Source organism: Streptomyces sp. PU-14G (assembly GCF_041028275.1).
Taxonomy (GTDB): Bacteria; Actinomycetota; Actinomycetes; order Streptomycetales; family Streptomycetaceae; genus Streptomyces.
In genome coordinates, this window is the sequence record NZ_JASKYT010000082.1 from 1 (window position 1) to 23,483 (window position 23,483).

General features: G+C 70.4%; 16 protein-coding genes, 1 tRNA gene, 2 pseudogenes and 1 CRISPR repeat array. Of the genes and pseudogenes, 11 read left to right on the top strand and 8 right to left on the bottom strand.

Annotation, left to right across the window (positions count from 1 at the left end; translation table 11 throughout):
- Positions 1–150 precede the first annotated feature (150 nt).
- Positions 151–2,457 carry an ATP-binding protein gene (locus AB8Z75_RS12745; RefSeq protein ID WP_369201597.1) on the bottom strand — a complete coding sequence of 769 codons (2,307 nt, stop codon included), beginning with the start codon at positions 2,455–2,457 and terminating at the stop codon, positions 151–153.
- A 343-nt stretch (positions 2,458–2,800) separates the two neighbouring features.
- Here AB8Z75_RS12745 and AB8Z75_RS12750 point away from each other — a divergent pair.
- Together AB8Z75_RS12750 and AB8Z75_RS12755 are read left to right on the top strand one after the other, a co-directional pair.
- A tRNA-Arg gene (locus AB8Z75_RS12750) sits at positions 2,801–2,876 on the top strand.
- A 112-nt stretch (positions 2,877–2,988) separates the two neighbouring features.
- Positions 2,989–3,225 (top strand): hypothetical protein, encoded by a 237-nt coding sequence (locus AB8Z75_RS12755; protein ID WP_369201598.1) that lies wholly within the window; start codon positions 2,989–2,991, stop codon positions 3,223–3,225.
- A gap of 185 nt (positions 3,226–3,410) precedes the next feature.
- On the opposite strand, the gene AB8Z75_RS12760 is transcribed toward AB8Z75_RS12755, so the two are convergent.
- From AB8Z75_RS12760 to AB8Z75_RS12780, 5 genes and pseudogenes are all read right to left on the bottom strand, one after another.
- Complete coding sequence (locus AB8Z75_RS12760; RefSeq protein ID WP_369201599.1) at positions 3,411–4,238, bottom strand: recombinase family protein; 828 nt, start codon at positions 4,236–4,238, stop codon at positions 3,411–3,413.
- Positions 4,239–4,383: 145 nt separating this feature from the next.
- The gene (locus AB8Z75_RS12765) at positions 4,384–4,746 is read right to left on the bottom strand and encodes a hypothetical protein (RefSeq protein ID WP_369201600.1); all 363 of its coding nucleotides are present in this window, start codon (positions 4,744–4,746) and stop codon (positions 4,384–4,386) included.
- Positions 4,739–5,425 (bottom strand): transposase, encoded by a 687-nt coding sequence (locus tag AB8Z75_RS12770; protein WP_369201601.1) that lies wholly within the window; start codon positions 5,423–5,425, stop codon positions 4,739–4,741. The genes AB8Z75_RS12765 and AB8Z75_RS12770 overlap by 8 nt, the downstream gene beginning before the upstream one ends.
- A pseudogene (locus AB8Z75_RS12775) lies at positions 5,335–5,873 on the bottom strand (winged helix-turn-helix domain-containing protein). The gene AB8Z75_RS12770 and the pseudogene AB8Z75_RS12775 overlap by 91 nt, the downstream one beginning before the upstream one ends.
- A gap of 52 nt (positions 5,874–5,925) precedes the next feature.
- Positions 5,926–6,345, bottom strand: a complete 420-nt coding sequence (locus AB8Z75_RS12780; RefSeq protein WP_369201602.1) for a hypothetical protein — start codon at positions 6,343–6,345, stop codon at positions 5,926–5,928.
- A gap of 1,787 nt (positions 6,346–8,132) precedes the next feature.
- Between AB8Z75_RS12780 and AB8Z75_RS12785 the strand changes: the two genes are divergently transcribed.
- Positions 8,133–8,441, top strand: coding sequence for a hypothetical protein (locus AB8Z75_RS12785; RefSeq protein ID WP_369201603.1), 309 nt, complete (start codon positions 8,133–8,135; stop codon positions 8,439–8,441).
- 250 nt (positions 8,442–8,691) lie between these two features.
- A CRISPR array of direct repeats spans positions 8,692–10,427; the repeat unit is 27 nt; unit sequence GAACACCCCCGCGTCGGCGGGGAGCAC.
- 180 nt (positions 10,428–10,607) lie between these two features.
- On the top strand, positions 10,608–13,481 hold the full coding sequence (cas3, locus tag AB8Z75_RS12790) for a CRISPR-associated helicase Cas3' (RefSeq protein ID WP_369201604.1): 2,874 nt from the start codon (positions 10,608–10,610) through the stop codon (positions 13,479–13,481).
- Between the two features lie 327 nt (positions 13,482–13,808).
- Here the strand turns inward: cas3 and AB8Z75_RS12795 are convergent, their stop codons facing one another.
- Positions 13,809–13,988, bottom strand: a complete 180-nt coding sequence (locus tag AB8Z75_RS12795) for a hypothetical protein (RefSeq protein WP_369201605.1) — start codon at positions 13,986–13,988, stop codon at positions 13,809–13,811.
- An 86-nt stretch (positions 13,989–14,074) separates the two neighbouring features.
- Between AB8Z75_RS12795 and casA the strand changes: the two genes are divergently transcribed.
- The 6 genes and pseudogenes from casA (at position 14,075) to AB8Z75_RS12825 (ending at position 20,408) form a co-directional block, all read left to right on the top strand.
- Positions 14,075–15,856, top strand: coding sequence for a type I-E CRISPR-associated protein Cse1/CasA (casA, locus tag AB8Z75_RS12800; protein WP_369201606.1), 1,782 nt, complete (start codon positions 14,075–14,077; stop codon positions 15,854–15,856).
- Between the two features lie 9 nt (positions 15,857–15,865).
- Complete coding sequence (gene casB / locus AB8Z75_RS12805; protein ID WP_369201607.1) at positions 15,866–17,032, top strand: type I-E CRISPR-associated protein Cse2/CasB; 1,167 nt, start codon at positions 15,866–15,868, stop codon at positions 17,030–17,032.
- A gap of 17 nt (positions 17,033–17,049) precedes the next feature.
- Positions 17,050–18,174 carry a type I-E CRISPR-associated protein Cas7/Cse4/CasC gene (gene cas7e / locus AB8Z75_RS12810; protein WP_369201608.1) on the top strand — a complete coding sequence of 375 codons (1,125 nt, stop codon included), beginning with the start codon at positions 17,050–17,052 and terminating at the stop codon, positions 18,172–18,174.
- A complete protein-coding gene (cas5e, locus tag AB8Z75_RS12815; RefSeq protein WP_369201609.1) occupies positions 18,171–18,950 on the top strand; it encodes a type I-E CRISPR-associated protein Cas5/CasD in 780 nt (259 codons plus the stop codon). The genes cas7e and cas5e overlap by 4 nt, the downstream gene beginning before the upstream one ends.
- Positions 18,947–19,120: pseudogene (locus tag AB8Z75_RS12820) on the top strand (type I-E CRISPR-associated protein Cas6/Cse3/CasE); the annotation flags it as partial. The gene cas5e and the pseudogene AB8Z75_RS12820, both read left to right, overlap by 4 nt.
- Before the next feature lie 70 nt (positions 19,121–19,190).
- Positions 19,191–20,408 carry an acetyl-CoA C-acetyltransferase gene (locus AB8Z75_RS12825; RefSeq protein WP_369201610.1) on the top strand — a complete coding sequence of 406 codons (1,218 nt, stop codon included), beginning with the start codon at positions 19,191–19,193 and terminating at the stop codon, positions 20,406–20,408.
- 271 nt (positions 20,409–20,679) lie between these two features.
- On the opposite strand, the gene AB8Z75_RS12830 is transcribed toward AB8Z75_RS12825, so the two are convergent.
- Positions 20,680–21,651 carry a helix-turn-helix domain-containing protein gene (locus AB8Z75_RS12830; RefSeq protein WP_369201611.1) on the bottom strand — a complete coding sequence of 324 codons (972 nt, stop codon included), beginning with the start codon at positions 21,649–21,651 and terminating at the stop codon, positions 20,680–20,682.
- 235 nt (positions 21,652–21,886) lie between these two features.
- On the opposite strand from AB8Z75_RS12830, the gene AB8Z75_RS12835 reads away from it, so the two are divergent.
- Positions 21,887–23,434, top strand: coding sequence for a glutamine synthetase (locus AB8Z75_RS12835; RefSeq protein WP_369201612.1), 1,548 nt, complete (start codon positions 21,887–21,889; stop codon positions 23,432–23,434).
- Positions 23,435–23,483 lie beyond the last annotated feature (49 nt).

Consider the following 23,483-nt stretch of genomic DNA (forward strand, 5'->3'; position numbering starts at 1 on the left):
GGGCCGGGACCGGGGGCGGCTCCTCCGTCGGCGGGTCCTCGTCGAGGGCCAGTTCCAGTTGCCCTTCGACGTGACCTGGCGTGCCGACGTACCAAAGGTCGGGGGTCTCGTCGGCTCCGCTGGTGGCAGCTTCGGTGGACGTCACTGCGGTCACCTCTCCATGTGCGCGCTCTGCAGGCCGCGCTGCGGGCCACGCTGCGTGCTGGTGTGCAGGCCGAGCGGGGTACGCGTCGGCGGGAAGTCACGGACGGTGGTTTCGGTTCCGGCCGCCTCGCGCAGCCGGTGCGAGGCCTTGTCGAGCCGAACCAGTGCGGAGAAGGCGGCGACCAGTTCCATCTGCGGTTCGGGGCCCGTGTTGACGTCGTCCAGCGGCGCGAGGCGCAGGTCGCGTTCTCCGTTCAGGACGCGTTCGACGCATTCGTCCAGCATTTCCGCGCACTGTTCGCGCAGCTCGTGGGCGTTGTCCTCGCCGAGCAGGGCGGCGAGGGATTCGTCGGCTCCGGCGGCGCGCCGACCGCCGAGCAGGGCGGCGACGAGGAGGCCTGCCACACGTTCGGTGTCGCCGTCGGGAGCGGCGGCGCGGCCGGCGGCGCGGGTCTCCTCTTCGGCGAGTTCCTCGACGCAGCGGCGCCAGCGGCGGACCATCACACCGATCCGGCCTGCCGCCTCGCCGCGTTCCCCCTCGCCGTCGGGGCCCGAGGGGCCGCAGTGGTCGAGCGCCGGTGTGGCGCGGCGCTGTTCGGCCACGCGTTCGTCAGCGGCGGCCACCGCTCCGCACAGCAACGCCGCCAGGCCGTCGGAGAGAGCGTCGAGCAGCTCGTCGCCGTCGCTGTCGGTGGGGAAGCACCGCCAGTGTTCGGCGGCGTCGCCTGCCAGCAGCTCGCCCTCGGCGATCCGGGCGCGCAGCCGGATACCGGCGTGGTCGTAGGCGGTCTCGATGTGCCGGATGAGGCGGTACACCGCCGCGTACTGGGTCGCCGAGGCACCCGCGAGAGCGGCGATCCGGGGGCGCAGCGAGGCGAGCGTTCCGGCGGCGGTGCGGTCGGCGGCTGCCTGGCGTGCGGCGGGGTCGGCGGCGCGCCCTTCCAGCCAGTCGCGCAGACCGCTGACGGCAGAGACGGGCAGCAGCCCGGAGCCTCCGGCGGATTCGGGCAGCTCGGGGATGGTGAAGCGGGGCGCCTCGCCCAGGCCCTCGCGCTCCAGCAGCAGCCCGTACTGTGCGGCCACCTCGGCGGCCATCTGGTGCGGCACCCGGTCCAGGACGGTGGCGAGGGTGACGTCGTACTCCTTTGCGCTGCGCAGCAGGTGCCAGGGCACGGCGTCGCCGTAGCGGGCCGCGGTGGTCACCAGGACCCAGATGTCGGCGGCGCAGATCAGTTCGGCGGCCAGGTCGCGGTTGTGGGTGACGAGCGAGTCGATGTCGGGCGCGTCGAGGAGTGCGAGGCCGCGCGGCAGGCCGCTGTCGGTCTCGATGCGCAGGGTGGGCAGCGGCGCCTCGCCTCCGCCCACCTCGCCTCCGGCCCTCTCGTCGCCGTCCCACTCGGGTTCCCAGCCGTGCTCCCAGCCGGATTCCCACGTCGGCTGGTGACCGGTTTCCCATGCGGTGTCCCTGCCGGGTTCCCATGCGGTGTCCCTGCCGGACGGCCACTGCGCGCCGCCGTCCCAGCCGCCACCGTGTCCGCTCCTCTTGCCGTCGGCGGGCAGGCCGGTGAAGCCGACGTCGCTACCGAGGCCGCCAGCGGCGCCGCCGCCGCTCGAGACGTCGCCCCGGGCCCCGGGGCCGGCTCCGAGTCCGGCCCCGAGTCCGGCTCCGGCTCTGTCCGCAGCTCCGACGCCGGTGCCGGCTTCGACTCCGACTCCGACTCCGACTCCGACTCCGGTGCCGGTGCCGGTGCCGAGTCGGGTTCCGGTTCTGGCTCCCGCTCCTGCCCCGGCCCTCGTGTCGGCTCTCGTGCCGGTCCTCGCCCCGGCGGCGCCGCCGACACCTCCGGAGCCGGAGCCGGAGCCGGAACTGGTGCCGGAACTGGTGCTGGAACCGACGGCGGAGGCGGGGTCGGGGGCGCCCGGGACGTCCTGTCTGGGGACCCACACCCTCTCCAGGCGCGGCAGCACACGCCTGCCGATGAACCAGGCGCGGTCGTCGGGATGACAGACCAGCACCGGAGTCCGTGTCGTGGGCCGCAGCACTCCCGCCTCGCTGACTTTCCGCCCGACCAGCGAGTTGACCAGTGTCGACTTGCCGGCACCCGTTGATCCGCCGATCACCGCGAGGAGCGGGGCCTCGGGGGTGCGGACGCGCGGAAGGAGATAGTCGTCGAGCTGAGCGAGCAGCTCGTCCCGGGAGCGCCGGGCGCGTTCGGCGCCCGGCAACGGGAGGGGGAAGCGCGCGGCGGCGACGCGTTCGCGCAGTGCGGTGAGCGCGTCGAGCAGTTCGAGCCGTACGTCCAAGATCGCCACATGCGCAGAATGCCCAATTTTGCGGCAGTTTTGAAGCGTATCCGCTTCGCCAAGCGGGGAAAATAGGTGCTTTAGGGGTCCAATAACCCCTTTCGCCGCATGAGAGACCGATGTACCACCTGCAACCCGGCCGCACCCATAACGACTGCGCAACACCCGCACCGCGCACCGCCAAAACCGCTGCGTGAATCGCACCAGCCTGCGATTATCGGGACCGCTTCACGGAACCTCCACAAGGCGTCGCGGACGTGAAGCGCACAGGACGAGCCGCACGGCCCCCTATCCTTGACCCCGCCGTGGTCACTCCGGGGGACGGCGAGCCCGCCCGCCGCAACGGAGACCGGCCCCCGTAGCTCAGTGGATAGAGCAGGCGCCTTCTAAGCGCTTGGCCGCAGGTTCGAGTCCTGCCGGGGGCACCACACAGATGGGAACGGCGTTCTCATCTGGGCGCACGGCGCGTCGGGCGGCCCCGGCCGCCCAGGCGGCACCGTCGATCGTTTCGCTTGTCAGGGTCACCTGACAGCGGACGCTATGGGTGCGCTCGTCGTAGTGCAACTGGAGCCGGAACGCTTCGAACATCCGTCGGCGTGTCGCATCCGGAAGCGCGGCAAGCTCGCATCGTCCAACCGGGAGAGCATCCACGAGGGCGGAATCTTGCCGAGGGGGAGCTTCTCGCTTGTGCGTTTCGAGCTCGTCCTTCTTGATCCTGATCTGCGCGTCAAGGTCAGCCACACGCGCCTGCACGCCCTGGATGAACACCTGGTCTAGACTTTCTGCCACTTCCAGTGCGTGGAACTGACGCTCGCGGCGTCGTGTGAGATCGCTCATTGCGGTGCGTAGCGCCTGCTCCCTGTCTGCGTGACGGCGCCAGGCGGCATCGTCCGCTTGCGGCAGGACAGCGGCCACGAGCTCGCGACGGCTAGGACCGAAGAGACGGTCCGCGAAGAAGTTGTTCAGAGGCTCCAGCACGTGTGATTCACGAATCCATAGGCTTTTTGGATGATCATCCGAAATGTAGCCCGGCTTCGGCGCACATGCGTAATAGCTGAGGCCGCGGCGGTTCTTACCGAACATGCGACGCCCGCACATCGCACAGAAGAGATACGAGCGCAGCGGGTAGCACCGGGCAGGCTGGGATGGGTCGCGTTTCTGCCGGGCGCGCTGCGCGAGCGTTCGCAGCGTTCCGGGACTTCCTGGACTCCGACAAACGTATCGAGAGAGACAAGGGCAACGTGCGTGGCCTGCGCTGACCACACCCAGTCCTCGATCGGATTGTTCTTACCGCCCCGGGTCTTACGTGCCCGCCGATTCCACACCATGTGCCCGGTGTACTTCGGGTTCGTCAGCACGTCGCGGACGCTCGACTCGGTCCAGCGTCCCACAGCCTTCGAAGGGTCGGGCGGGATCGGCGGCGGGTTGAGCTCAAGGTCTTCGTTGAGGCGGAGCGCGATTGCCTTACGGCTCAGCCGTTCGATGCGTCTCCACTCGAAGATCCTGGCAACTACGGGTCCACGGACTGGGTCGGGCTTCAGTCGAGTCTTCACCTTGCCCTCGCTCCGTCGAGCTGGGACTGGGTGAGGAATCCGATCCGGAAGATATCCATAGGGCGGCTTTCCTACGTTGTAGCCCTGGAAAGTGTGCTCTTCGAAGCCGCCCCAGCACTTCTCCAGCATCTCAATGACGTACCACTCGGCAACACCCTGCTTCACGCGCCTGGTGAGAACCTGCGTGGACTTCTTCTTGCGCGAGCCGTCGAAGCTGATCGGCTCGTCTGCCGCCAACAGTGGTACGCCAACAGCGTCGAGGCGGTGCTCGATAAGGGTACCGAAGTAGGTCCGACGCGCTACTGAACTTGAACTCGTGATGTCGGTCGACTCGTGGTGACCGCGTCAGGGTCCGAGATCGCCCACTGTTACCGGCTCGGGTTCAGGACGGTGGCTGTAGCCAGCGCCGCGCCGCGGCGAGATTCACCTCGACGTCATCGCTCCAAGAACAGACCTCCAGCCATGAGAGGTAGCCGCCTTGCGTGAAGACCAGGACCTCGCCAGGGCACTCGCCGGTTTCGGTGAACAGCTGTACGTCGGCAGCCACGACGGTGCCGGGGCCCGTTGGCGCGGGCTCCACCGCGTGGGCGTCAAGGTCGAAGTAGGCAGTGCCGCAACCGCACTCACAGCGGGATTGCACCCTGAGTTGGGGCACCTGCCGTCGGAGGGCGACGACAACGGGCTCGTCCGGGTTCAGGACGAGGTCAAGCACGTTGGCTACGTCCTCGGGCAGGCTGTCATTCATGCCGCCACCGTAGCTGACCAGCAGCTTTGGGCTTCGACCAATTTCGTGTCGGCCGACCCGGCGCTCGCAGGCCCAGGGCCAGGTCGGTGCCGGCGAGGCAGCCGTCGATGGCCTCCGGTCGGTACCGCCGCATCTTCAGTCTGCGCTTCACGGCGCGGGTGATCTGGTCGAGGTCGGCCGCGGCGAGGTTACCGATGTCCCGCTTGACCAGCGACCAGACGCCCTCGGTCGGGTTGGGGTCCGGGGCATAAGTCGGCAGCTGGAACACGGTGAGCCACTCGGCGTTCGCGTCGATGAACTCGCGCGTGCCGACCGTCAGGTTCAGGCGGGCGTTGTCCCAGACCAGCACGATCGGTCCGCCGAGCTGGATGCGAGCGCGGACGATCAGGTCGCGGAAGCCGCGCCAGCCGAAGCCCTTCGGCTCGTCCTTGCGGCCCCGGTACTCGCGGATCGCGTAGATCAGCCGGGACCGCTGGCCCGGCTTGTAGCAGGCCATACCCGCCATCGACACGCGCCCCGAGCCCCGGCCCCTCACCCTCACGACCGGGGTCTGGTCGATCCGGACCCGGGTCCTGGCGCGCGGCGGAGTCATCGACTGCCCGGCCTCGTCCTCGAAGACGAGCCAGGCGTTGCGCTCCGCCGCGGTGCTCTTACCCGCGGCCAGGTCTCCTTCTTCCACACCTCGACCGTGTCGTCATCGCGCTCGATCGCGCGCCTGGTGGGCTGCTGCCAGCTCCAGCCGTGGCGCTTCAGCAGCCGCCAGGTGCCCTCGACCGTGTAGGAGACGTGGAAGAGCCGGCCGATCAGCGTCTTGATCCGTGCCAGGGCCCACCGCTGGTCCGCCAGCCGTGAACCAGTGGACCGCGCTCCAACTCCTGCCCCGGCCTGGCGATCTGGGCTTCACTGAGTCGAGGTCTCCCCGGCGACCCCTTCGATAGGACTCCCGCCTCGCCGCCCTCGCGCCAGGCCCGGCGCCACCGCTCGACCGACCGCAAGCTGATCCGCAGGGCAGCGGCAATCTCCGCGTTCTTCTTCCCGCCTTCGAAACCCGCCACGGCCTGGAGCCGTAACCGCTCCCGCGTGGTCCTCTCGGCGTCGGTCAGCCCGCCACCCTGCGCATACCTCACACCCAACGGCTATCGGTGCTGACGGCCAGCTGTCAGGCGAACGGCACCGACATCACCCAATCAAGTTCAGTACCCGCTCGATGGACTCGCAGATGACCGCATCAAAGCTGCGCTCGCCAGACTCAGCGAGAGACAGAAGCTCCTGAATACCACCGTCGCGCGGTACAGGGATGTTAAAGCGCTCGTGCCCTCGGCCGTGACCCCGCGCGGCGAGGTCTTTGCGCCCGGACTCAACGTCATAGTAGAAGCCGGTGATGACGACGCCGGGAGGCAGCACTGATTGGCATGACCGCACTTGTCGCGGCATGGAGATGGTCGGATCTTGCTTGTCCTCCGTGGAAGTACGGCCGAGAAAAAGCAGCCGGGTCAGTCCGGCTGATCGTGCCGATTCGTTGCCGACACGGGGCTCACTGCGACGTCTTGATGCAGCGAGAAGTTCGGCCGGATGGCTGCACGCCGCTGCGCGACCCACGTAATGACCTCCAGTATTACCTGCCCCTGAAGGTGTCGAAGCAGGTCGTCTTCCTCGACTGTGGCGAGTCCCACCTCGAACGTCACTTCAGGCCCCCGTTGCCGTCGGTTTGAACGAAAACGGTAACTCCGAGGTGAGGAAGAGCGGACCGATCCACTTACATCCTTCTGGGAGGCGCTGTCCTGCGTAGAATGGTGGGCCATTGCACTGCTCGCTGCCTGTTGCTGGTTGGAGTTTTGGATAACCCGAGCGCCCTGAAAACTGAGTCTTCAGGGCGCTGTCCGCACGCGTCAGCTATCGCTCGGTTGTTTCGCGCGGCGGGCATTGGACCGTACGGTCACGCGGTGACACCGCGGCGCTGACCCCAAACGGCGAGTGGAACGGGAAGGGAGTTGCCGACCAGGAAGCGGCAATGATGCAGCCGAGCGCTGTACTTCACCAATACCGTCGGTCTTCTGGAGAACTAGGACGTCCTCATGAGTGATTAGGTGGAGGGGAATCCCGCGGCGACGGGCGTCTCGGGTGTTCTTCATCTGAAAGAACGAAGGGCGCAGCACGAGTTGCCTGTCTCGGAGCCCAGCGAGCAGTGCGATGTTGTGCTCGCTGGGGGTGCGCACGGCCCGCGTTCCTGCGTGGACTACAGCGGCAGGAAGGTCGACAAGTTCGCCGCGACCCCGCCAGGGGCGGGTGACAACAACCACGGTCCCGCCAGGGCACAGGATGCGGCAGCATTCCTGCAGGATGCGGGTGAAGGCGGCGAGGAGCTGGTCAGTGGCGGCGTGGGCGAGGTTGGCGGGGTCTTGGCTGTAGCGGACGCACGGGACGCCCGGCCAGCATCCGCTACCTGCGCCGCGCCCTGCACCTGGGGCAGGACCGCGCCCGTGCACTGCGCACCCGCTTGGACACCGTGCACCCATCCGGCACGCCCGCACCCGCCACTGCACCCGCCAAGGACTACGAGACTTCTTCTCACCTGGGGTGATGCCGCTTGGCTGGGTGGGGGGTGTCGAGCGTCCATGGTCGTCGGCGAAGCGGGAACCACCGCACCGCGCACGCGGCCCGCACGCCCGCGCCCCCGCACCGCACCCGTTGTGCGCCCGGGGGCGCACCCCCGGCCGGGGCCCCGTACATCGCCAACCACGACGATCGAGGTCCCCTCATGACAGCCAGCCCAGCGAAGACCGACTGCACCCGCCCACTGATCGACACAAGCGTGTTGACCGGCACCCGCGCCCAGACCTCCGAACCCTCACCGAGCACCCTGGGTCCAGCACCGCCGTCATCGCCGTGGCCGCCGGCCTCGGCCGCTCGACTGTCGGAAAAGCCCTCGCCGCTCTGGAGGGCAAGGGCATCGCCATCCGCGAAAAGGGCGACAACACACCTGGCAAGGCCACCCCGGACATGTGGTACCCGCACCCCGACACGGCGCCCGGCCAGGTGCACCCGCTCCCGGGCCACGAAATCGAACTAAAGCCGGACACCACCGCACCCGACGCCCCAACGCGGAAGAGGCAGAGCCGACGGCCACAACGGCAGACTCCCGCCAGCAGGACCACGCATACGAAGCGCACCCGAGCACCGACACGGAAACCGGAACACCGCACCCCGCAGACCCGGAGCACGAGGTGCAGTCCGACGAGCACAGTGATCCCGCGCCCCAGCAGGAACAGCCCGTACACGACCCCGCCTCAGACGTGGAGCAGACAGACGCTCCGCTCGGGGAGCACCACGGACCCGCATCGCTCAATGCGCACCCCACCGCTCCCCCGCGCGGGGGCAGTGCGCCTGTGCAGCAGGAGACTCAGCCACCGACAGCGCAGAACACAACGACCAACGGGCCCGTCCCGGTAGCCGCCGCTCAGCCGTCGGCAGAAGTCGCCCGGCCTGAGCCGGGCAAGCGGTGCCCCACCTGTGGACACTGGCGCTCGTCCGACACGCACACCGACAGCGGCAGGCTCCGCCCCGGAGCACTGCGAGAGAAGGTCGTCTCCTTCCTCGCCGATCACTCCTACGAGGCGTTCACCGCCACCAAGATCAGCCGACATCTTGAGCACAGCTCCGGCGCGATCGCCAACAGCCTCGCCACACTGGCCTAGAACGGCATCGTCAACCAGGTCAGCGACAGCCCCCGCCGCTACCAGTACCTCCCGCCCCACAGCGGCACGCAGGCCGACGCCAGCAACTGACCATTCGGATTATCGCCGGTGGGGCTGCGCACGGTCACACGCCGCGCAGCCCCACCCGCCCCACACTCAGCCACAGCCACAGCCACAGCCACACGCGGAGGATCGACGATATTCGGCGCCCCACCTACCGGAACCACGGAAAGTTCATCCCCACCTGCCGGAATACCCCCACCGTGTCGGGGAACACGCGCCGATGCCGCGACGGCGAAGGTAATCCACCAGAACACATCCGCGTTGGCGGGGAGCACGGGAAGATCCGGGCCCGGCGGGTGGTGGCCTACGGAACACCCCCGCGTCGGCGGGGAGCACGATGAGCACATCACCCGCGTGATAGCTGCGGGCGGAACACCCCGCGTCGGCGGGGAGGACGCCGAAGGAGCCCGCGCCCTCCAGGCCCGCGGCGGAACACCCCCGCGTCGGCGGGGAGCACCATTGCGCCTCCAAGATTTCCGTGCTGTCGATCGGAACACCCCCGCGTCGGCGGGGAGCACCAGGAGCCGAGCGACGCCAGCGCCGAGAGGATCGGAACACCCCCGCGTCGGTGGGGAGCACTGTGACCGTCCTGACCGTGCAGCGCAGCGCTGCGGAACACCCCCGCGTCGGCGGGGAGCACCGTCGGCGTACGGCGTTGAGGGCTGGGCCCTTCGGAACACCCCCGCGTCGGCGGGGAGCACTACCTCGCGAAAATGTCCCTGGGTGACAGCATCGGAACACCCCCGCGTCGGCGGGGAGCACGGCACCCTCGCCACCCTCATGCTCGGCACCCGCGGAACACCCCCGCGTCGGCGGGGAGCACCCGTTCAGCAGGCCGCGCACCACGTCCTTGCCCGGAACACCCCCGCGTCGGCGGGGAGCACTGTTCCGACCTGCGGTTTTACCTCGCCGTGATCGGAACACCCCCGCGTCGGCGGGGAGCACGCGGGCGAGGGCGCGGTGCTCTCGGGCTCCGCCGGAACACCCCCGCGTCGGCGGGGAGCACTCCCAGCTGAGCGTGAGGGAGCGCGGCACCTCCGGAACACCCCCGCGTCGGCGGGGAGCACCTGGCCGAGGGACGCACCCACAAGGGACGCTTCGGAACACCCCCGCGTCGGCGGGGAGCACGTCTGGGCTGTGCATCGCGCTGCGGCGGGTGGCGGAACACCCCCGCGTCGGCGGGGAGCACAACTGGGCCAGCCGCAGCGACGGGGTGGCGCGCGGAACACCCCCGCGTCGGCGGGGAGCACGGTCACGGGGCACCGGGTGTAGTCGTCGCCTGCGGAACACCCCCGCGTCGGCGGGGAGCACGGGACGTCGCTGTCGGCGATGGCCACCCGTGGCTTGGAACACCCCCGCGTCGGCGGGGAGCACTCCCACGGGGTCAGCGTCGAGAAGGACCCGTACGGAACACCCCCGCGTCGGCGGGGAGCACCCATCAGCGTCACGGGGCCCGACGATGACGCTCGGAACACCCCCGCGTCGGCGGGGAGCACCGAAACTTCCTCCGGCACGAGAGATGGCGCGGCGGAACACCCCCGCGTCGGCGGGGAGCACCAGGAGCAGCGCGAACGCTGGTCGGCGTCGGATGGAACACCCCCGCGTCGGCGGGGAGCACGCGGCGTAAACCTCGGCGGTGGCGAGCCGGTACGGAACACCCCCGCGTCGGCGGGGAGCACCCTCTTCGATGAGGAGACCTCGATCGGACTGGAGGAACACCCCCGCGTCGGCGGGGAGCACGCCCTCGGCGCGGTTGAGCCCGGAGGACATGCCGGAACACCCCCGCGTCGGCGGGGAGCACACGCCAGACCGCGCAGGAAGGTGCGGACGGCCGACAACACCCCCGCGTCGGCGGGGAGCACACCGGACGCCGAGAACGTACCGGAGATCGCCCGCCAACACCCCCGCGTCGGCGGGGAGCACACACTTTGTGACCTGCGGCTCAGCGGCGCCTTTGCAATGGCTTTACTGGCAGGGCGCGCCCGCTGCTGATGTTCACGCGAGCAGCGTACCGGGCCCCTTTCTCCCTGTGACGGGGCGATTGTCAGACCCTTCTGCTTAGCTCGTTTCTTCGGAACGAGTCGTGCCGCGATAGGTGATCGTATGATGCGCAAGCTGGTAGAAGGCCCGGATGAGACGGCGTGGGGGAAGTCCCGCGGCCTGCTCGTGCCGTATCCGCTGGTGCGTCACTTGTTGGATGCTGCCGCGGTGGCGTCGTACTTGTGGGACGCGTACCTCTCGGAGAACCAGCGGCGGCATATCGCTATCGCCTTCGGGTCAGCGCGCGACATGGAGCATGCCCGTGCGCTGACGGCGTTGTGCGCGGGATTGCATGACATCGGGAAGCTGTCCGGTTTCGCCTTCTGTGACGCGCGGGGTCGTGCTGGGCTCAGTGATGAGCTGCTCGGCGACAAGGGACAGATTGGGGCCGAAGCGCGCCCGCATGATGTCGTGGGCATGGAAAGCATCCCCGCCGTATTGCAGGCGCTCGGTTTCGAGGACGAGGAGGTTGTGGAGTGGCTGGCCCAGATCGTCGGTGGCCATCACGGCCAGTTCCACCGCTTCGATGAGAACCGGGCCTACAACACGGCCTACCGAGCGCGTCTGGGTGGGCCGGCCTGGGCGCGGCAGCGGGTCGCGCACGGTAGTGCGGTGTTCGACTTCCTGGGGAGGCCGCAGGCACCGGAGCTTGAGGGGGAGAGCGCGCCGTCAGCATGCGTGTTGGTGACCGGGGTGGTGATCCTGGCCGACTGGCTGGTCAGCCAGGAGCACTACCTCAAGCGCCGTCAACAGCAGCTCGATCCTGACCTGGGCCGGCATTTCGCACAGTCCTGCCGGGACGCGGAGGGTTTGGTGCGGGAGGCGGGGTTGGTGCCGGTCGAGCTGGGGCGGAAGGAGTTCGCCGAGGCGTACGCGATCGACGGTGCTCCGAATCCGCTGCAGCGTTCCGTGCAGGAGGAGCTTGGTGCGGCGGTGGCCGCGCGCCGTACTGGTGAGGGGGTGCCGGGCAAGGCGGGGATCACACTGGTGACCGCGGCGCCGGGGGACGGCAAGACGGAGGCGGCGCTGGAAGCCGAACGGGTGTTGTCAGCCGCCTTCGGCACGCGAGGGTTCGCGTTCTTGCTGCCGACGATGTCCACCAGCGACCAGATGCACGGACGGGTCGCGAAGATGCTCCACCAGCAGGAGGGCGAGGGGAGTGCGCTGACGCTGGTGCACAGCATGGCCTGGCTCGATGCGGCGTATGCGGACGACGAGCTGGAGTCGGCGGTGCGGGTGCTCGGCTGCGAAGAGGAGAAGGCGGGAGGCGAGCGGTCTGCTGCGGAGCGGCGGAGGTCGCTGCCGGAGCTGGTGGCGACCCGGCCGGTGCGGTGGTTGCGCGGCTCCAAGCGCCCGCTGCTGGCGCAGTACGCGGTCGGCACGATCGACCAGGCGTTGATGGCCGTGCTGCCGGTGCGGCACAACGTGCTGCGTCTGCTGGCTCTTTCTGGGAAGACCTTCATCGTTGACGAGGCGCACGCGTACGACCCGTACATGCAGGTGCTGCTGGGCCGGTTGCTGAACTGGCTCGGCGCCTACGGCGTTCCGGTCGTGCTGTTGTCCGCGACTCTTCCTGCCTCGGTGAGCGACAAGCTGATCAAGGAGTATCTGCGGGGCGCCGGCACTGTGGAGAGCAAGCTGGACAAGACCTATCGGGCTCCCTATCCCGGCTGGTTGTACGCGGACGCCGCGAGTGGCGACAGCGTCACCATCTCGTGCGAGAGGCAGCAGGAACAGGCCGCTCAGCGCCCGGTGGAGCTCCAGATCCAGGTCGAGCCTGTGGCGCGTAAGAGCGAGGGAGGCGAAGATCCCCGGTTGGCGGCGATCGAGCGCCTGCTGCGGCCTATGGAAGCCGGTGGTGGCTGTGTGCTGGTGGTCTGCAACACCGTGGCCGAGGCGCAGGAGACTTACCTCTCCCTGCGGGGCCGCTTCGCGGGCCAGGAAGACGTGCAGCTGCTGCACGCCCGCTTCCCCGGTGACGTGCGGGAGGAGCTCACCAGGAAGGTGACTGACGGGATGGGACGCGAGGGCCCGCGGCCGGAGCGGAAGATTGTCGTCGCCACGCAGGTGGTGGAGCAGTCGCTGGATTTGGACGCCGACCTGGTCATCAGCGATCTGGCTCCGCTCGCGCTGCTGCTGCAACGCGCCGGCCGGTGCTGGCGGCACGAATCCTGGTGGGCACGGCATGGCAGGCCCGAAGGCGGAGGGCGGCCCGCCTGGGCAGAGGGTCCCCGGCTGGTGGTGCTTGATCCGGTAGCCGACGGTGGGCAGGTGCCGAAGCGGTGGGGCGAGGTCTATCCGGAGTTCCTCCTGACAGAGACCTCCGCGCTCCTGCACGAGTACGACCGCCGGACCATGTCGATCCCGGGCGAGGTGCAGGAGCTCGTCGAGCGGGTGCACGGCGACCAGGCGGACCGGTTCGACTGGAACACTCCGCAGGACTCCTACCTCGCCTACCTGGGCGATACCTGCGCCAAGGAGTCTTTGGGTAAAAGCATCGTCATCCCGCGCGTAGGCAACGTGGAGAGCCTGCACGAGTTGCATCGTGAAGCGGGGACCGAGGAGGAATGGCAGGCGGCGACACGGCTGGGAGCCGAGTCGGTGCGACTGCTGTGCACCTACCAGCAGCCGGGCGGCTCTCTCACGCTGGACGTCGAGGGCAACGTCCCCCTGCCCCGGCCCGATGACGAGGGCCGGTTCGCCGCTGACGATGTGCGGGCCGTCATGCGGAAGACGATCCCGGTTCGCGCGGACTGGTTCCAGGCCGAAAAAGTCGATCAGGAGGCTCATCGCCCGGATGAGACGTGGCGGGAGCACCCGATGCTCGGGGACCTGGTGTTGCTCAGGCACCCGGTGCGCGACGGGGCTGTTGACGCTGTCCAGGTGGGGGCCAAAGCGATGCTGCTGGACGAAACGCTGGGGCTCACCCGGCTGTAAGGCCGTACGCGGGTACCGCGCAGGCCCTACAGCCACCCCCGCATCGGCGGGGAGCGCAGTGCTTCGGACCAGCCAACTGGGTCACGCGGAGAAACACCCCCGCGGAGGCGGGGAGGATCAATGGGACTACACGGTACGCCACGGGCCGGACAACTCCCGGCGTCGGTCGGGCACCTAACTGGCCAGGTAGCGCGGCTCCCTTCGTCACCCGCAGCGCGATGCACTTCGCCACGTGCTGACGCGCACCCTGTACGCCGCACCATCCGAAACAGGCGCGCCGCGTTACTTCTGCCTGCGACGTGCAGCATCGGCCCGATCTGGCTGGTCTCAACGAACAGCTCGGCGGCGTCCTTCAGCGGCCGCGAGGAGGAGTGCCCCGCAAGTGGCGCCCGCCGCGGGCTCGGTTCGGGTCACGAGCGCGACGACGATGACCACGACAGCGAGTACGGCAAGGCCGAGAAGGCGAGAGTCCAGGAAAATCAGCACATTGATCACTTCCTTGTCCATCGGTTGGTGGCGGCAGCCTAGCCGAACAACTGGGTCTCGCGGCTTCTTCACTTCTCAACGGCCGTTCTGTGACGCAGGTTCCAGCCATGATCGACGCGCTTCGGAGGGCATTCGGCACCGAGAGGTCAGCCAAGCAGCCGCGGCTGTCAGTGGCGTGCTGTAAGACGGTTCTTGCTGGATTCCCGTTGCTTTGCAACGTAACGGGGGCGTTCGGAGTGATGAGGGGGTGGGTGACTGTGAAGACGGAAGGATTCGACCTGCGGGATCGGCCGTGGATCCCGGTACGGGTGGGGGGCCGGTCGGAACGGGTGGGGTTGCGGGAGCTGTTCTTGCGGGCGCATGAGGTGGAGGACCTGGAGCTTCCGGTGCCGCCGGCGGCCTCGGGGCTGATGCGGATCCTGGCCGCGATGACGGTGCGGATCGTGGGCGAGGGTGCCGCGCGGCTGGACGATGCGGATCTGGCCGGAAAGTCGTCTGCCTGGCGGCGCTTGCGCAACCGGGTCCTGGAGCAGGGCCGCTTTGATCCGGACCGTGTGCGGGAGTACTTCGACCGTCAGGTGCCGGCGGGGCGGTTCGATCTGTTCGATGCGGTGCGGCCGTTCCTGCAGGATCCGAGGCTGGCCAAGGAGTGTGTCGATCCCAAGGGGAAGCCCAATCCGTCCGGGGTGAACAAGCTGGTGCTGGGGCGTCCGACGGGTGTCAACGGCGCGGTGTTGTTCGGGCACTTCACCGACCGGGAGCCGGTGGCGTTGCCTGCGGCCGAGGCTGCCTGGCACATGATCGCGCAGCTCTACCACGGCCCTTCCGGGCAGTGCACTCCGCGCAGGATCACTGCGGTCCGTGCGGGGAGCGGGGATGCGGGGCCGCTGCGCAAGGCCGTGTCGTATTTTCCTTGGGCGGACAGCTTCTTCGCGACGCTCGTGCTGGCGGTTCCGGCGCCGTGGGGAGACCTGGAGCTGTCCGGGGGGACGTGTCCGTGGGAGCAGGAGGAGCTGCCTGATCCCGAGCAGCCGGTGGCGGCGACCTGGCCGGGGCGGTTGCTGACCGGCCGGGCGCGGCACGCGGTGTTGCTGGTGCCCTCAGCGGATCGGCGTGAGGTGGTGGACGCGTATCTCACGTGGTCTACGCACACGCCTGCCGATGTGGCGCTCGACCCGTTCGTGATCGGTGACGTGCCCGTCAAGGGCGGTGCGCCCTACGCGCGAGTTGCGGACGGGGCGCGGGCGACCTGGCGGGATCTGGACTCGCTGCTGATGCAGACTGGCACGGTCGACGGCAAACGGCCCCGCGCCTTCGAGAGGCTGCCGCGCAGGCTCTCGGGACAGCTGCGGGTCCGCGCCTACGGCTTCGATCAGGACGGCCAGCAAAAGGACACCGTCTGGTATGAGGCCACCACCCCGCCGGTGCTGCAGTGGCAGCAGCCCGACCCGGACGAGGAAGAAAGCCACGAAGCCGGCGCTGCAGCCGCGATGGCGGTGCGGGTGCACGAGTGCCACGACTTCGCCGAGACGGTGGGCCGGAGCCTGGAGTACGCGGCGATGCTGGCCTGGAAGCTGACCAACGTCGGCCCTGATCCGGAAGCGCCGGTGAAGGTGGAGAAGAAGCGTCCCGGGCCGTGGGCCACGCGTGCCCTGCGCGTGTACTGGCCGCAGGCCGAGCAGGAGTTCTGGCGGCTGGTGAGCACCGGCCACCGGGAAGACCCGCTGCACAAGCCTTTCGTGACCGCGGCCCTGGACGCGCTCGACGCCGCCATCGGCCCGGCCACGCGCGCGGACCTGCGGGTGGCGCGGGCACGGTCGCGGGCTCGTCGGGTCCTGTTCAAGCTGCTGCCGTCCACCAGCCGTTCCGATCTTCCGCCTTCCCCGTAAGGACTTCACATGTGTGCCGACGTCACCATCGACAGCACGCCGCCGTCCGCGCCGGGAGGAGACGGGACTTCCCACCGGAGCGACGGGGCCGACCGCTTCATCGTCTTCGTACAGGAGCTGTGCCGGAACCCGCGGGCCAGGGGAGCACTGCGCCGGGAGCAGGGCCGTCCGCTGAACCGGTCACCGGAGACCGCCAGGCACCTCAGCCAGCGCATTCCGCGGCAGATGACGGAGACGTCGCTGCGTGCCCGGTACGCAGTCGCCCGCCTGATCGCCGCTCAAGTCCGCGCACGACGCGACGACGAGGCGTCGAGCACAGAGCCCAGCGCCGACGGGCCCGTCACCGCGCCGCTCGGCATGGGTGCTGCGCTGGCCGCAGCGGTCGGCCTGGAAGCGCTGGCTCAGCGATCGGCCGAGCTGGAGCTGGACAAGTGCGCCTCCAGCAGCCAGGAAGCGGTGCTGCGCCGTTTGCCCTCCCTGATGCCGCTGCTGCGGGACGTGCCGGTGGACTGGGCTGCGCTCTTGCGCGACCTGGACCGGTGGGACAGCCATCGTGACAAGATCACCTCGCGCTGGCAGCGCAGCTTCTACCGCGCCAGGGCCAGAGCTGAGGACGTCGAGCCCCCCGAGGGCCGGGAGGGGTTCGTCGCCGCCGTACTGGCCCTGTGCCAGGAGCCGGGTGCACGGACCGATCTGGCCAAGGGACTCGGGCTGCCGGTCGAGAAATGCCACCCGCTGCACGGCCACCTCGTGCGCCTCCTGCCCCCAGGCATGCATCCGGCAGCCGAGCGTGCGCATTACGCGGTCGCGGCCCTGATCGCCGACCGGCCGCCCCGGGCCCGCAACGCCGACCCCGAGACAGACGGGGCGCAGCATCATGCCCGCTCCGGTGATCTGGGAACGGCGCTCGCCCAAGGCGTGGACCGGCAGTTCTACCGCGGGCACGCGGCCGAGGCCGACCTGCACTTGATCGCCCGGCAGGGCACCGATGCTCTCCACCGCAGGCTGCCGGCGCTGCTGCGCCGGCTGCAGAACGGAGGCGTGACGATCGACTGGGTCCAGTTGATCGGCGACCTGTCCTGGTGGGAGCAGCACCGGGAGCGCATCGCTGCCCGCTGGCTCTCCCACTACTTCGACTTCCGCCCCACCCGCCCCAGCGGCGACCACCACAACTGACTTGAGGAGTTACCACCATGGCGCTCTACCTCGATCTGCACGCGCTGCAGTCGGTGCCTGCCGCGAATTTGAACCGCGACGACCTGGGTTCACCGAAATCGGTGGTCTACGGGAGCGTGCCGCGGCTGAGGGTCTCCAGCCAGGCGTGGAAGCGGCCGGTCCGGCACGGCGTGGAGAAGGAGCTAGGCGAGCGGGCCGCGCGCAGCCGCCTGGTGCCCTCGAAGGTCGCCGCAGCACTGCACGAGGCCGGCTGGCCCGACGACCTCGCCACGTTCGCCAGTGAACAGGTGGCCGCCAGCGCCGGAACAAAGGGCCTGGGACTGGACAAGGAAGGACGGACCACGGTGCTCCTCTTCTTGCCCACCGCGGCTATCGACGAACTGGCTCAGCTGTGCGGCGAGCACCGGGCCGTCCTGGAGGAGAAGCAGTCCGCAAGCAAGCCCGGCCAGTTGCTGCCCACCGCTGAGGTGGAGGCCATCCTCAAGCGGCGCACCGTCTCCATCAGCCTGCTCGGCCGGATGCTGGCCGAGCTGCCCGGCGCCAACGTCGACGGCGCCGTCCACATGGCCCATCCGTTCACCACACACGCCAGCGAGCCGCAGCGCGACTACTTCACCGCCGTCGACGACTGGCAGGAGGCGGCTGATACCGGCAGCGGCCACCTGAACACCGCCGAGTTCGGCGCTGGCGTCTTCTACCGCTACGCCTGCGTCAACCTGGAGGACCTCGTCAGGAACCTGGACGGCGACGTGAAGACCGCGCGGGAGGCGCTGACCGTCTTCGCCGACGAGTTCGTCTCCGCGCTGCCGCAGGCCAAGCGCACCAGCACCGCCCCGCACACCCTGCCCGACCTGCTGTACACGGCTGTCCGCAAGCGCCGCCCGCTGTCCCTGGCCGCCGCCTTCGAAACCCCCGTCACTGCCGACGATGCAGGCGGCTTCTCCGGCCCCTCGCGGCGGGCCCTGAACGCCTACGCCGGCGCCATCAACCGCCTCACCGGCTCCCGTAACCGCCCCTTCCACGGACACGCCACCGTGACCATCGCGCCCCTGGAACACCTCGGCGAGAACAAGGACTCCTTCGACGACCTGATCGAAGCCGCCGCCAAGGCCGCCCTCCCGGATGCGGGAGACGCCCGGTGAGCGGTCTCCTGCTGCGGCTGGCCGGCCCGCTCCAGTCCTGGGGCGAACGCTCCGCCTTCCTCCCGGAGCGGGAAAGCGCCCCTTTCCCCACCCGTTCCGGCCTCATCGGCATGTTCTCCGCCGCTCAAGGGCTCCAGCGCGGCGCGGACCTCTCCCGCTACGACGAGCTGGAGTTCACGGTCAGGGCGGACCGTCCCGGCACGCTGTTGGAGGACTACCACACCGCCGGAGGCGGCCAGCCCCCAGAACGCACCGCGGCGACCAGCGGCGGCAAGCACAAGGGCGCCGCGGTCATCACCCGCCGCCACTACCTCGCGGACGCCGTCTTCGTCGTCGCCGTCACCGGACCTGCCCGCATCCTCACCGAGACAGCCCAGGCCCTGGAACAGCCGCACTGGTCCCCCTACCTGGGCCGGCGCTCCTGCCCACCGGATGAGCCCTTCGTCCTGCGCTCGGACGTCACCGACCCGGTCGATGAACTGCGCAACCGGGTCCCGCTCAGCACACCGCTGCCCCGCCGCCCCCGTGACGAAGCCACCGAGACTCTGCCGGTCAGCTTCCTGTGGGAGAGGCTCCCGGAGCCGCGGCCCCGCGACGCCGTCGCACTCTCCCTCTACGACCGGCCGGTCACCTTCGCCCAGCACGCACGCCGCCACGACAACCGCACCCTCCACCGCACCACCGAACACCTCCCGGCCGCACTGGCGACACCCGACAACGCCCCCACGTGCCACAGGCTCATCGACTACGCCCTGGGGAAGGAGCCCACCGCATGACCACCGCCACCGCCGTCGCCTACCTGGCCCGCATCCGGCTCAACCCGCACAGCCGCGACGTCCAGCGCGACCTGCGCGACCACACCCAGCTCCACAAAACCCTCATGCGGCTCCTCCCCGACCACCTGGGCGAAAACCCCCGCCAGCAGACCGGCCTGCTCTTCCGCACCGACACCACCGAGCACGCCACCACCCTCCTCGTCCAGGCCCCCCACCCCCTGGACACAGGAAGGCCGCGTCATGTCCGACATCGTCATCTGCGAACCCCTGCGCACGCCCATCGGCCGGTTCGGCGGCGCCCTCGCCGGGCAGCGGCCCGAGGGCCTGGCCGCGCTGGTCATCGCCGAGATCGTCGCCCGTACGGGCATCGATCCCGCACGCGTCGACGAGGTGATCCTCGGCCAGGCGTACCCCACCTGCGAGGCGCCGGCGCTGGGCCGGGTGGCCGCGCTCGACGCGGGGCTACCCGAGACGGTGACGGGCACCCAGATCGACCGGCGGTGCGGCTCAGGACTTCAGGCGGTGCTGGACGCCGCGATGCAGATACGGGCCGGTTTCAGCCAGGTCGTCCTCGCCGGCGGTGCCGAGGTGATGAGCGCCGCGCCCTACTACACGCACGAAGGACGCTGGGGCATCAAGGGCCCGGGCCTGACGCTGCACGACTCCCTCGCCCGGGGCCGCGTCACCGCCGGGGGCGTCAACCACCCGGTGCCCGGCGGGATGATCGAGACGGCTGAGAACCTGCGCCGCGAGTACGGCATCAGCCGCGCCGACCAGGACGCGCTCGCCCTGCGCTCCCAGCAGCGCGCCGCGCACGCCGCCGAACAGGGCCTGTTCGAGGCCGAGACGGTGCCGGTGACCGTCCGCACCCGCAAGGGCGACAGCGTGGTCGCCACCGACGAGCACCCGCGCCCCGACACCACAGCCGAACAGCTCGCCACTCTGCGCCCCATGCGGCTGGGCCAGGACCCGGAGGCGACCGTGACGGCGGGCAACGCCAGCGGCCAGAACGACGCCGCAGCCGCCTGTCTGGTCACCACCGCGGAGACCGCCGAACGGCTGGGGCTGCGGCCACTGGTGCGGCTGGTCTCGTTCGCACGGGCGGGGGTGCCCGCCGCGACCATGGGACTCGGCCCTGTCGGCGCCACCCGGGAGGCGCTCGCCAAAGCCGGACTCGGCCTCACCGACATGGACCTCATCGAGCTCAACGAGGCCTTCGCCGCGCAGGTGCTGGCCTGCACACGCGCCCTCGGCCTGACCGCGAAGGACCACGAGCAGCGCGTCAACGTGTGCGGTTCCGGCATCTCCCTGGGCCACCCGGTCGGCGCCACAGGTGCGCGCATCCTGGCGACCCTGGCCCGCACGATGCACCGCTCCGGCGCCCGCTACGGCCTGGAAACCCTGTGCATCGGCGGCGGCCAGGGCCTCGCCGCCGTCTTCGAACGCGTGCCGGAGTAGGACACCTGCCGCTTCGGGGCGACCGGGGGCGGTGCGGCCGGCGCGGGGCGCCCGGGGCAGGTCGACCGGCGCGGGGCCGCCAGTGCGGTGCGGCCGGCGCGGGGCGGCGAGGGCCCGAGGGGCCGCTTCGGGCATCGTCGCGTCGCGCGCGGGCCCCGCAGCGACTCCCGCACCGGCGGCGGTCGGCAGGGCACCCACCGGGCGGCAGCGCGCAAGGCGGCAGGGCGCTGGACGCAGGGCGCAGGACGCAGGACGCAGGGCGCTGGGCGGGCTAGCGGCCCGGAGAGTGCCCTGCCAGGGTGACGGCGGGCTCGCTGTCGGGGAGTTCCTCGGCGATCCGGCGCAGCAGCCCGCGGGTTTCGGCCGGGGGCAGCGAGCGGGTCACCAGGCGGTCGGTGACCCGGCGGTAGGCCTCGATGTCGGTCTCGTCCTCCAGGTAGCTGGCCGAGTCGAGTTGCTCCAGGTAGACGATGTCGGGCAGTTCGCTCTCGGGCAGTCGCAGCAGCGTGACGGGGCCACCCGCTGCCGCGTGTCCGCCGGCGCTGAACGGCATGATCTGGACGGTGACGTTCTGCTGCTCGCTCATGGCGGACAGGTGCCGCAACTGGGCGCGCATCACGGCCGCTCCCCCCACGGGGCGGCGGAGCGCTGCCTCGTCGACGACGGCCCACACACGGGGGGAACGGGGGCCGAAGAGGATCTGCTGGCGCCGCATGCGCAGGTCCACGCGCCGCTGGACCGAGGGCTCCGGCTCCTCGTCGTGCGCCAGTTCGATGACGGCTCGCGCGTACTCGCGGGTCTGGAGGAGGCCGGGCACGAACTGCACCTCGTAGGTGCGGATGACGCTGGCCGCCTGCTCCAGGCCGATGTAGGTGTGCAGCCACGAGGGGACGACGCCTTGGAAGGCCTGCCACCAGCCTGGGGTGTTGGCCTGCTGGGCGAGCGCGGTCAGCACGGCGCGCTCGCTCTCGTCGGTCACGCCGTAGATGGTGAGCAGGTCCGCGACGTCGCGCAGCGCACAGCCCGTGCGCCCGTGTTCCAGATCCTCGATCTTCCTGTTCGTGACCCGGATGGCCTCGGCCGCCTCCCGGCGCGATATGTACTGCGCCTCGCGCAGCCTCCGCAGCCGGATGCCCAGCACCTTCCGGGGAACCGCGGGCGACGCGGCGGCCCCCTCCGCCCTGCCGTCCTGTTCGGCGTCTCTGGCGGCCGGCTCACCGCCAGAGACGTCACTGATGCGCATACCACTGCTCCCGTACCGTAGCCGCATAGGTCTCGCCACCTTCCAAGTTTCCCTCCCCGCTCCGATGTGGCCTCACAGGGGGTACTGCCCAACTCGCCCTGAAGTCAGGCACGTCGTGCCAAGGCTTCTTGCCTTTGGCACATCCCAACACCGTCCGGGGAGGATTGTCGGACGATCCGCCGGGCGATGTGCGCCGACTTGCCCAGATCGCGAAGGGGGAGTAAGAGCCTGCTCCATGGGAACCACACGGCGGACATCGCCGCAGCACGCGGACGCGGAAGCGGGTACGACGGCCGGCCCGGCGGCGGGCACGGACACGGCGGGGCCCGCTGACGGCCCACAGGGAGCCGGGCGCCCGCAGGAGGCCGGGCGCGCACAGGAGGCCGGGTGCCCGCAGGAGGCCGGGCGCGCACAGGAGCAGGAGCAGGCGCAGACCGCCGCGGCGCGGCTGACCCGGGCCGGAGCACACGGGGTGGCGCTCACCTGGGTGGACAACGCGGGGCTCACCCGCGTCAAGGCCGTCCCCGCCGGCCGGCTCGGGCAGGCGCTCGCCACCGGGGTGGGCATGTCCCCCTGCTTCGACGCCTACCTCGTCGACGACTCCATGGCCGACAGCCCGCACGTCGGCGGCCCTGACGGTGACCTGCGGCTGGTGCCTGACCTGGAGCGGCTGACGGTGCTGGCGGCGCAGCCGGGCTGGGCGTGGGCGCCGGTCTCCCGCTACGAGCAGGACGGCACCCCGTACGCCGGCTGCCAGCGGGGCTTCGCTCGGCGCATGGCCGAACAGGCGCTGGACGAGCACGGGATCGAGCTGCGGATGGGCTTCGAGACGGAGTGGGTGGTCACTCGCGGCCCGCTGCCGGCCGCGGCGGGTGAGCCGGTGTATCCGACCACGGGCCCCGCCTACGGCATGGCCCGGCTGGTGGAGACCTCCGACTACCTGCGGGAGATCCTCTCGGCCCTCACCGCGCAGGGCGTCGAGGTGCTCCAGATCCATCCGGAGTACGCGCCGGGGCAGTTCGAGGTGTCGGTGGCGCCGTCCGATCCGGTGGGCGCGGCGGACCTGGCCGTACTGGTGCGCGAGACGGTGCGCGCGGTCTCCCTGCGGCACGGACTGACCGCCATGTTCGGCCCCGTGGTGGACCCGGCCGGGGTGGGCAGCGGCGGGCACGTGCACCTGAGCCTGTGGCGGGAGGGGCGGAACCTGTGCGCGGGCGGCGAAGGGCCGTTCGGTATGACGCGTTCCTCCGAGGCCTTCCTGGCCGGCGTGCTGCGCGAGCTGCCCGCGCTGCTGGCACTGGGCGCGCCGACACCGGCCAGCTATCTGCGGCTGCGGCCCTCGCGCTGGGCGGGGGCCTACCAGTGCTGGGGGCTGGAGAACCGGGAGGCGGCCCTCCGCTTCGTCGCCGGGACGCGGCGCGCTCCGCACTGCGCCAACGCGGAGGTCAAGTGCGTGGACGCGGCGGCGAACCCGTACCTGCTGGCGGGCGGGGTCCTCGCGGCCGGTCTGGCGGGCCTCGCGGAGCTCACCGGGGACGACGGCCCCCGGCTGCCCGCACCGGTGCGGGGCGACCCGGCGCACGCCGCGCCGCAGCAGGCGCCGGGTCGCCTGCCCGGCTCGCTCGGCGAGGCGCTGCGGCACTTCGCCGCGTCCGAGGTCCTGCGCACCGCGCTGGGCGAGCCGCTGTTCGGGGCCGTGCACGCGGTACGCGAGGGCGAGATCGCCCTGTTCGAGGGTGCGAGCGACCACGAGCTCGCCGCCGCCACCCGGGGAAGGTACTGAATGGCCGCGGCAGGACAGCACCCACGCCCCTCGTCCCCACCGGACGAGC

Excerpts from the sequence above, each read along its gene's own strand:
- AB8Z75_RS12755 (WP_369201598.1), top strand. The coding sequence starts at position 2,989 with ATGGGTGCGCTCGTCGTAGTGCAACTGGAGCCGGAACGCTTCGAACAT.
- AB8Z75_RS12765 (WP_369201600.1), bottom strand. The coding sequence starts at position 4,746 with ATGAATGACAGCCTGCCCGAGGACGTAGCCAACGTGCTTGACCTCGTC.
- cas3 (WP_369201604.1), top strand. The coding sequence starts at position 10,608 with ATGATGCGCAAGCTGGTAGAAGGCCCGGATGAGACGGCGTGGGGGAAG.
- AB8Z75_RS12795 (WP_369201605.1), bottom strand. The coding sequence starts at position 13,988 with ATGGACAAGGAAGTGATCAATGTGCTGATTTTCCTGGACTCTCGCCTT.
- casA (WP_369201606.1), top strand. The coding sequence starts at position 14,075 with ATGATCGACGCGCTTCGGAGGGCATTCGGCACCGAGAGGTCAGCCAAG.
- casB (WP_369201607.1), top strand. The coding sequence starts at position 15,866 with ATGTGTGCCGACGTCACCATCGACAGCACGCCGCCGTCCGCGCCGGGA.
- cas7e (WP_369201608.1), top strand. The coding sequence starts at position 17,050 with ATGGCGCTCTACCTCGATCTGCACGCGCTGCAGTCGGTGCCTGCCGCG.
- AB8Z75_RS12825 (WP_369201610.1), top strand. The coding sequence starts at position 19,191 with ATGTCCGACATCGTCATCTGCGAACCCCTGCGCACGCCCATCGGCCGG.
- AB8Z75_RS12830 (WP_369201611.1), bottom strand. The coding sequence starts at position 21,651 with ATGCGCATCAGTGACGTCTCTGGCGGTGAGCCGGCCGCCAGAGACGCC.
- AB8Z75_RS12835 (WP_369201612.1), top strand. The coding sequence starts at position 21,887 with ATGGGAACCACACGGCGGACATCGCCGCAGCACGCGGACGCGGAAGCG.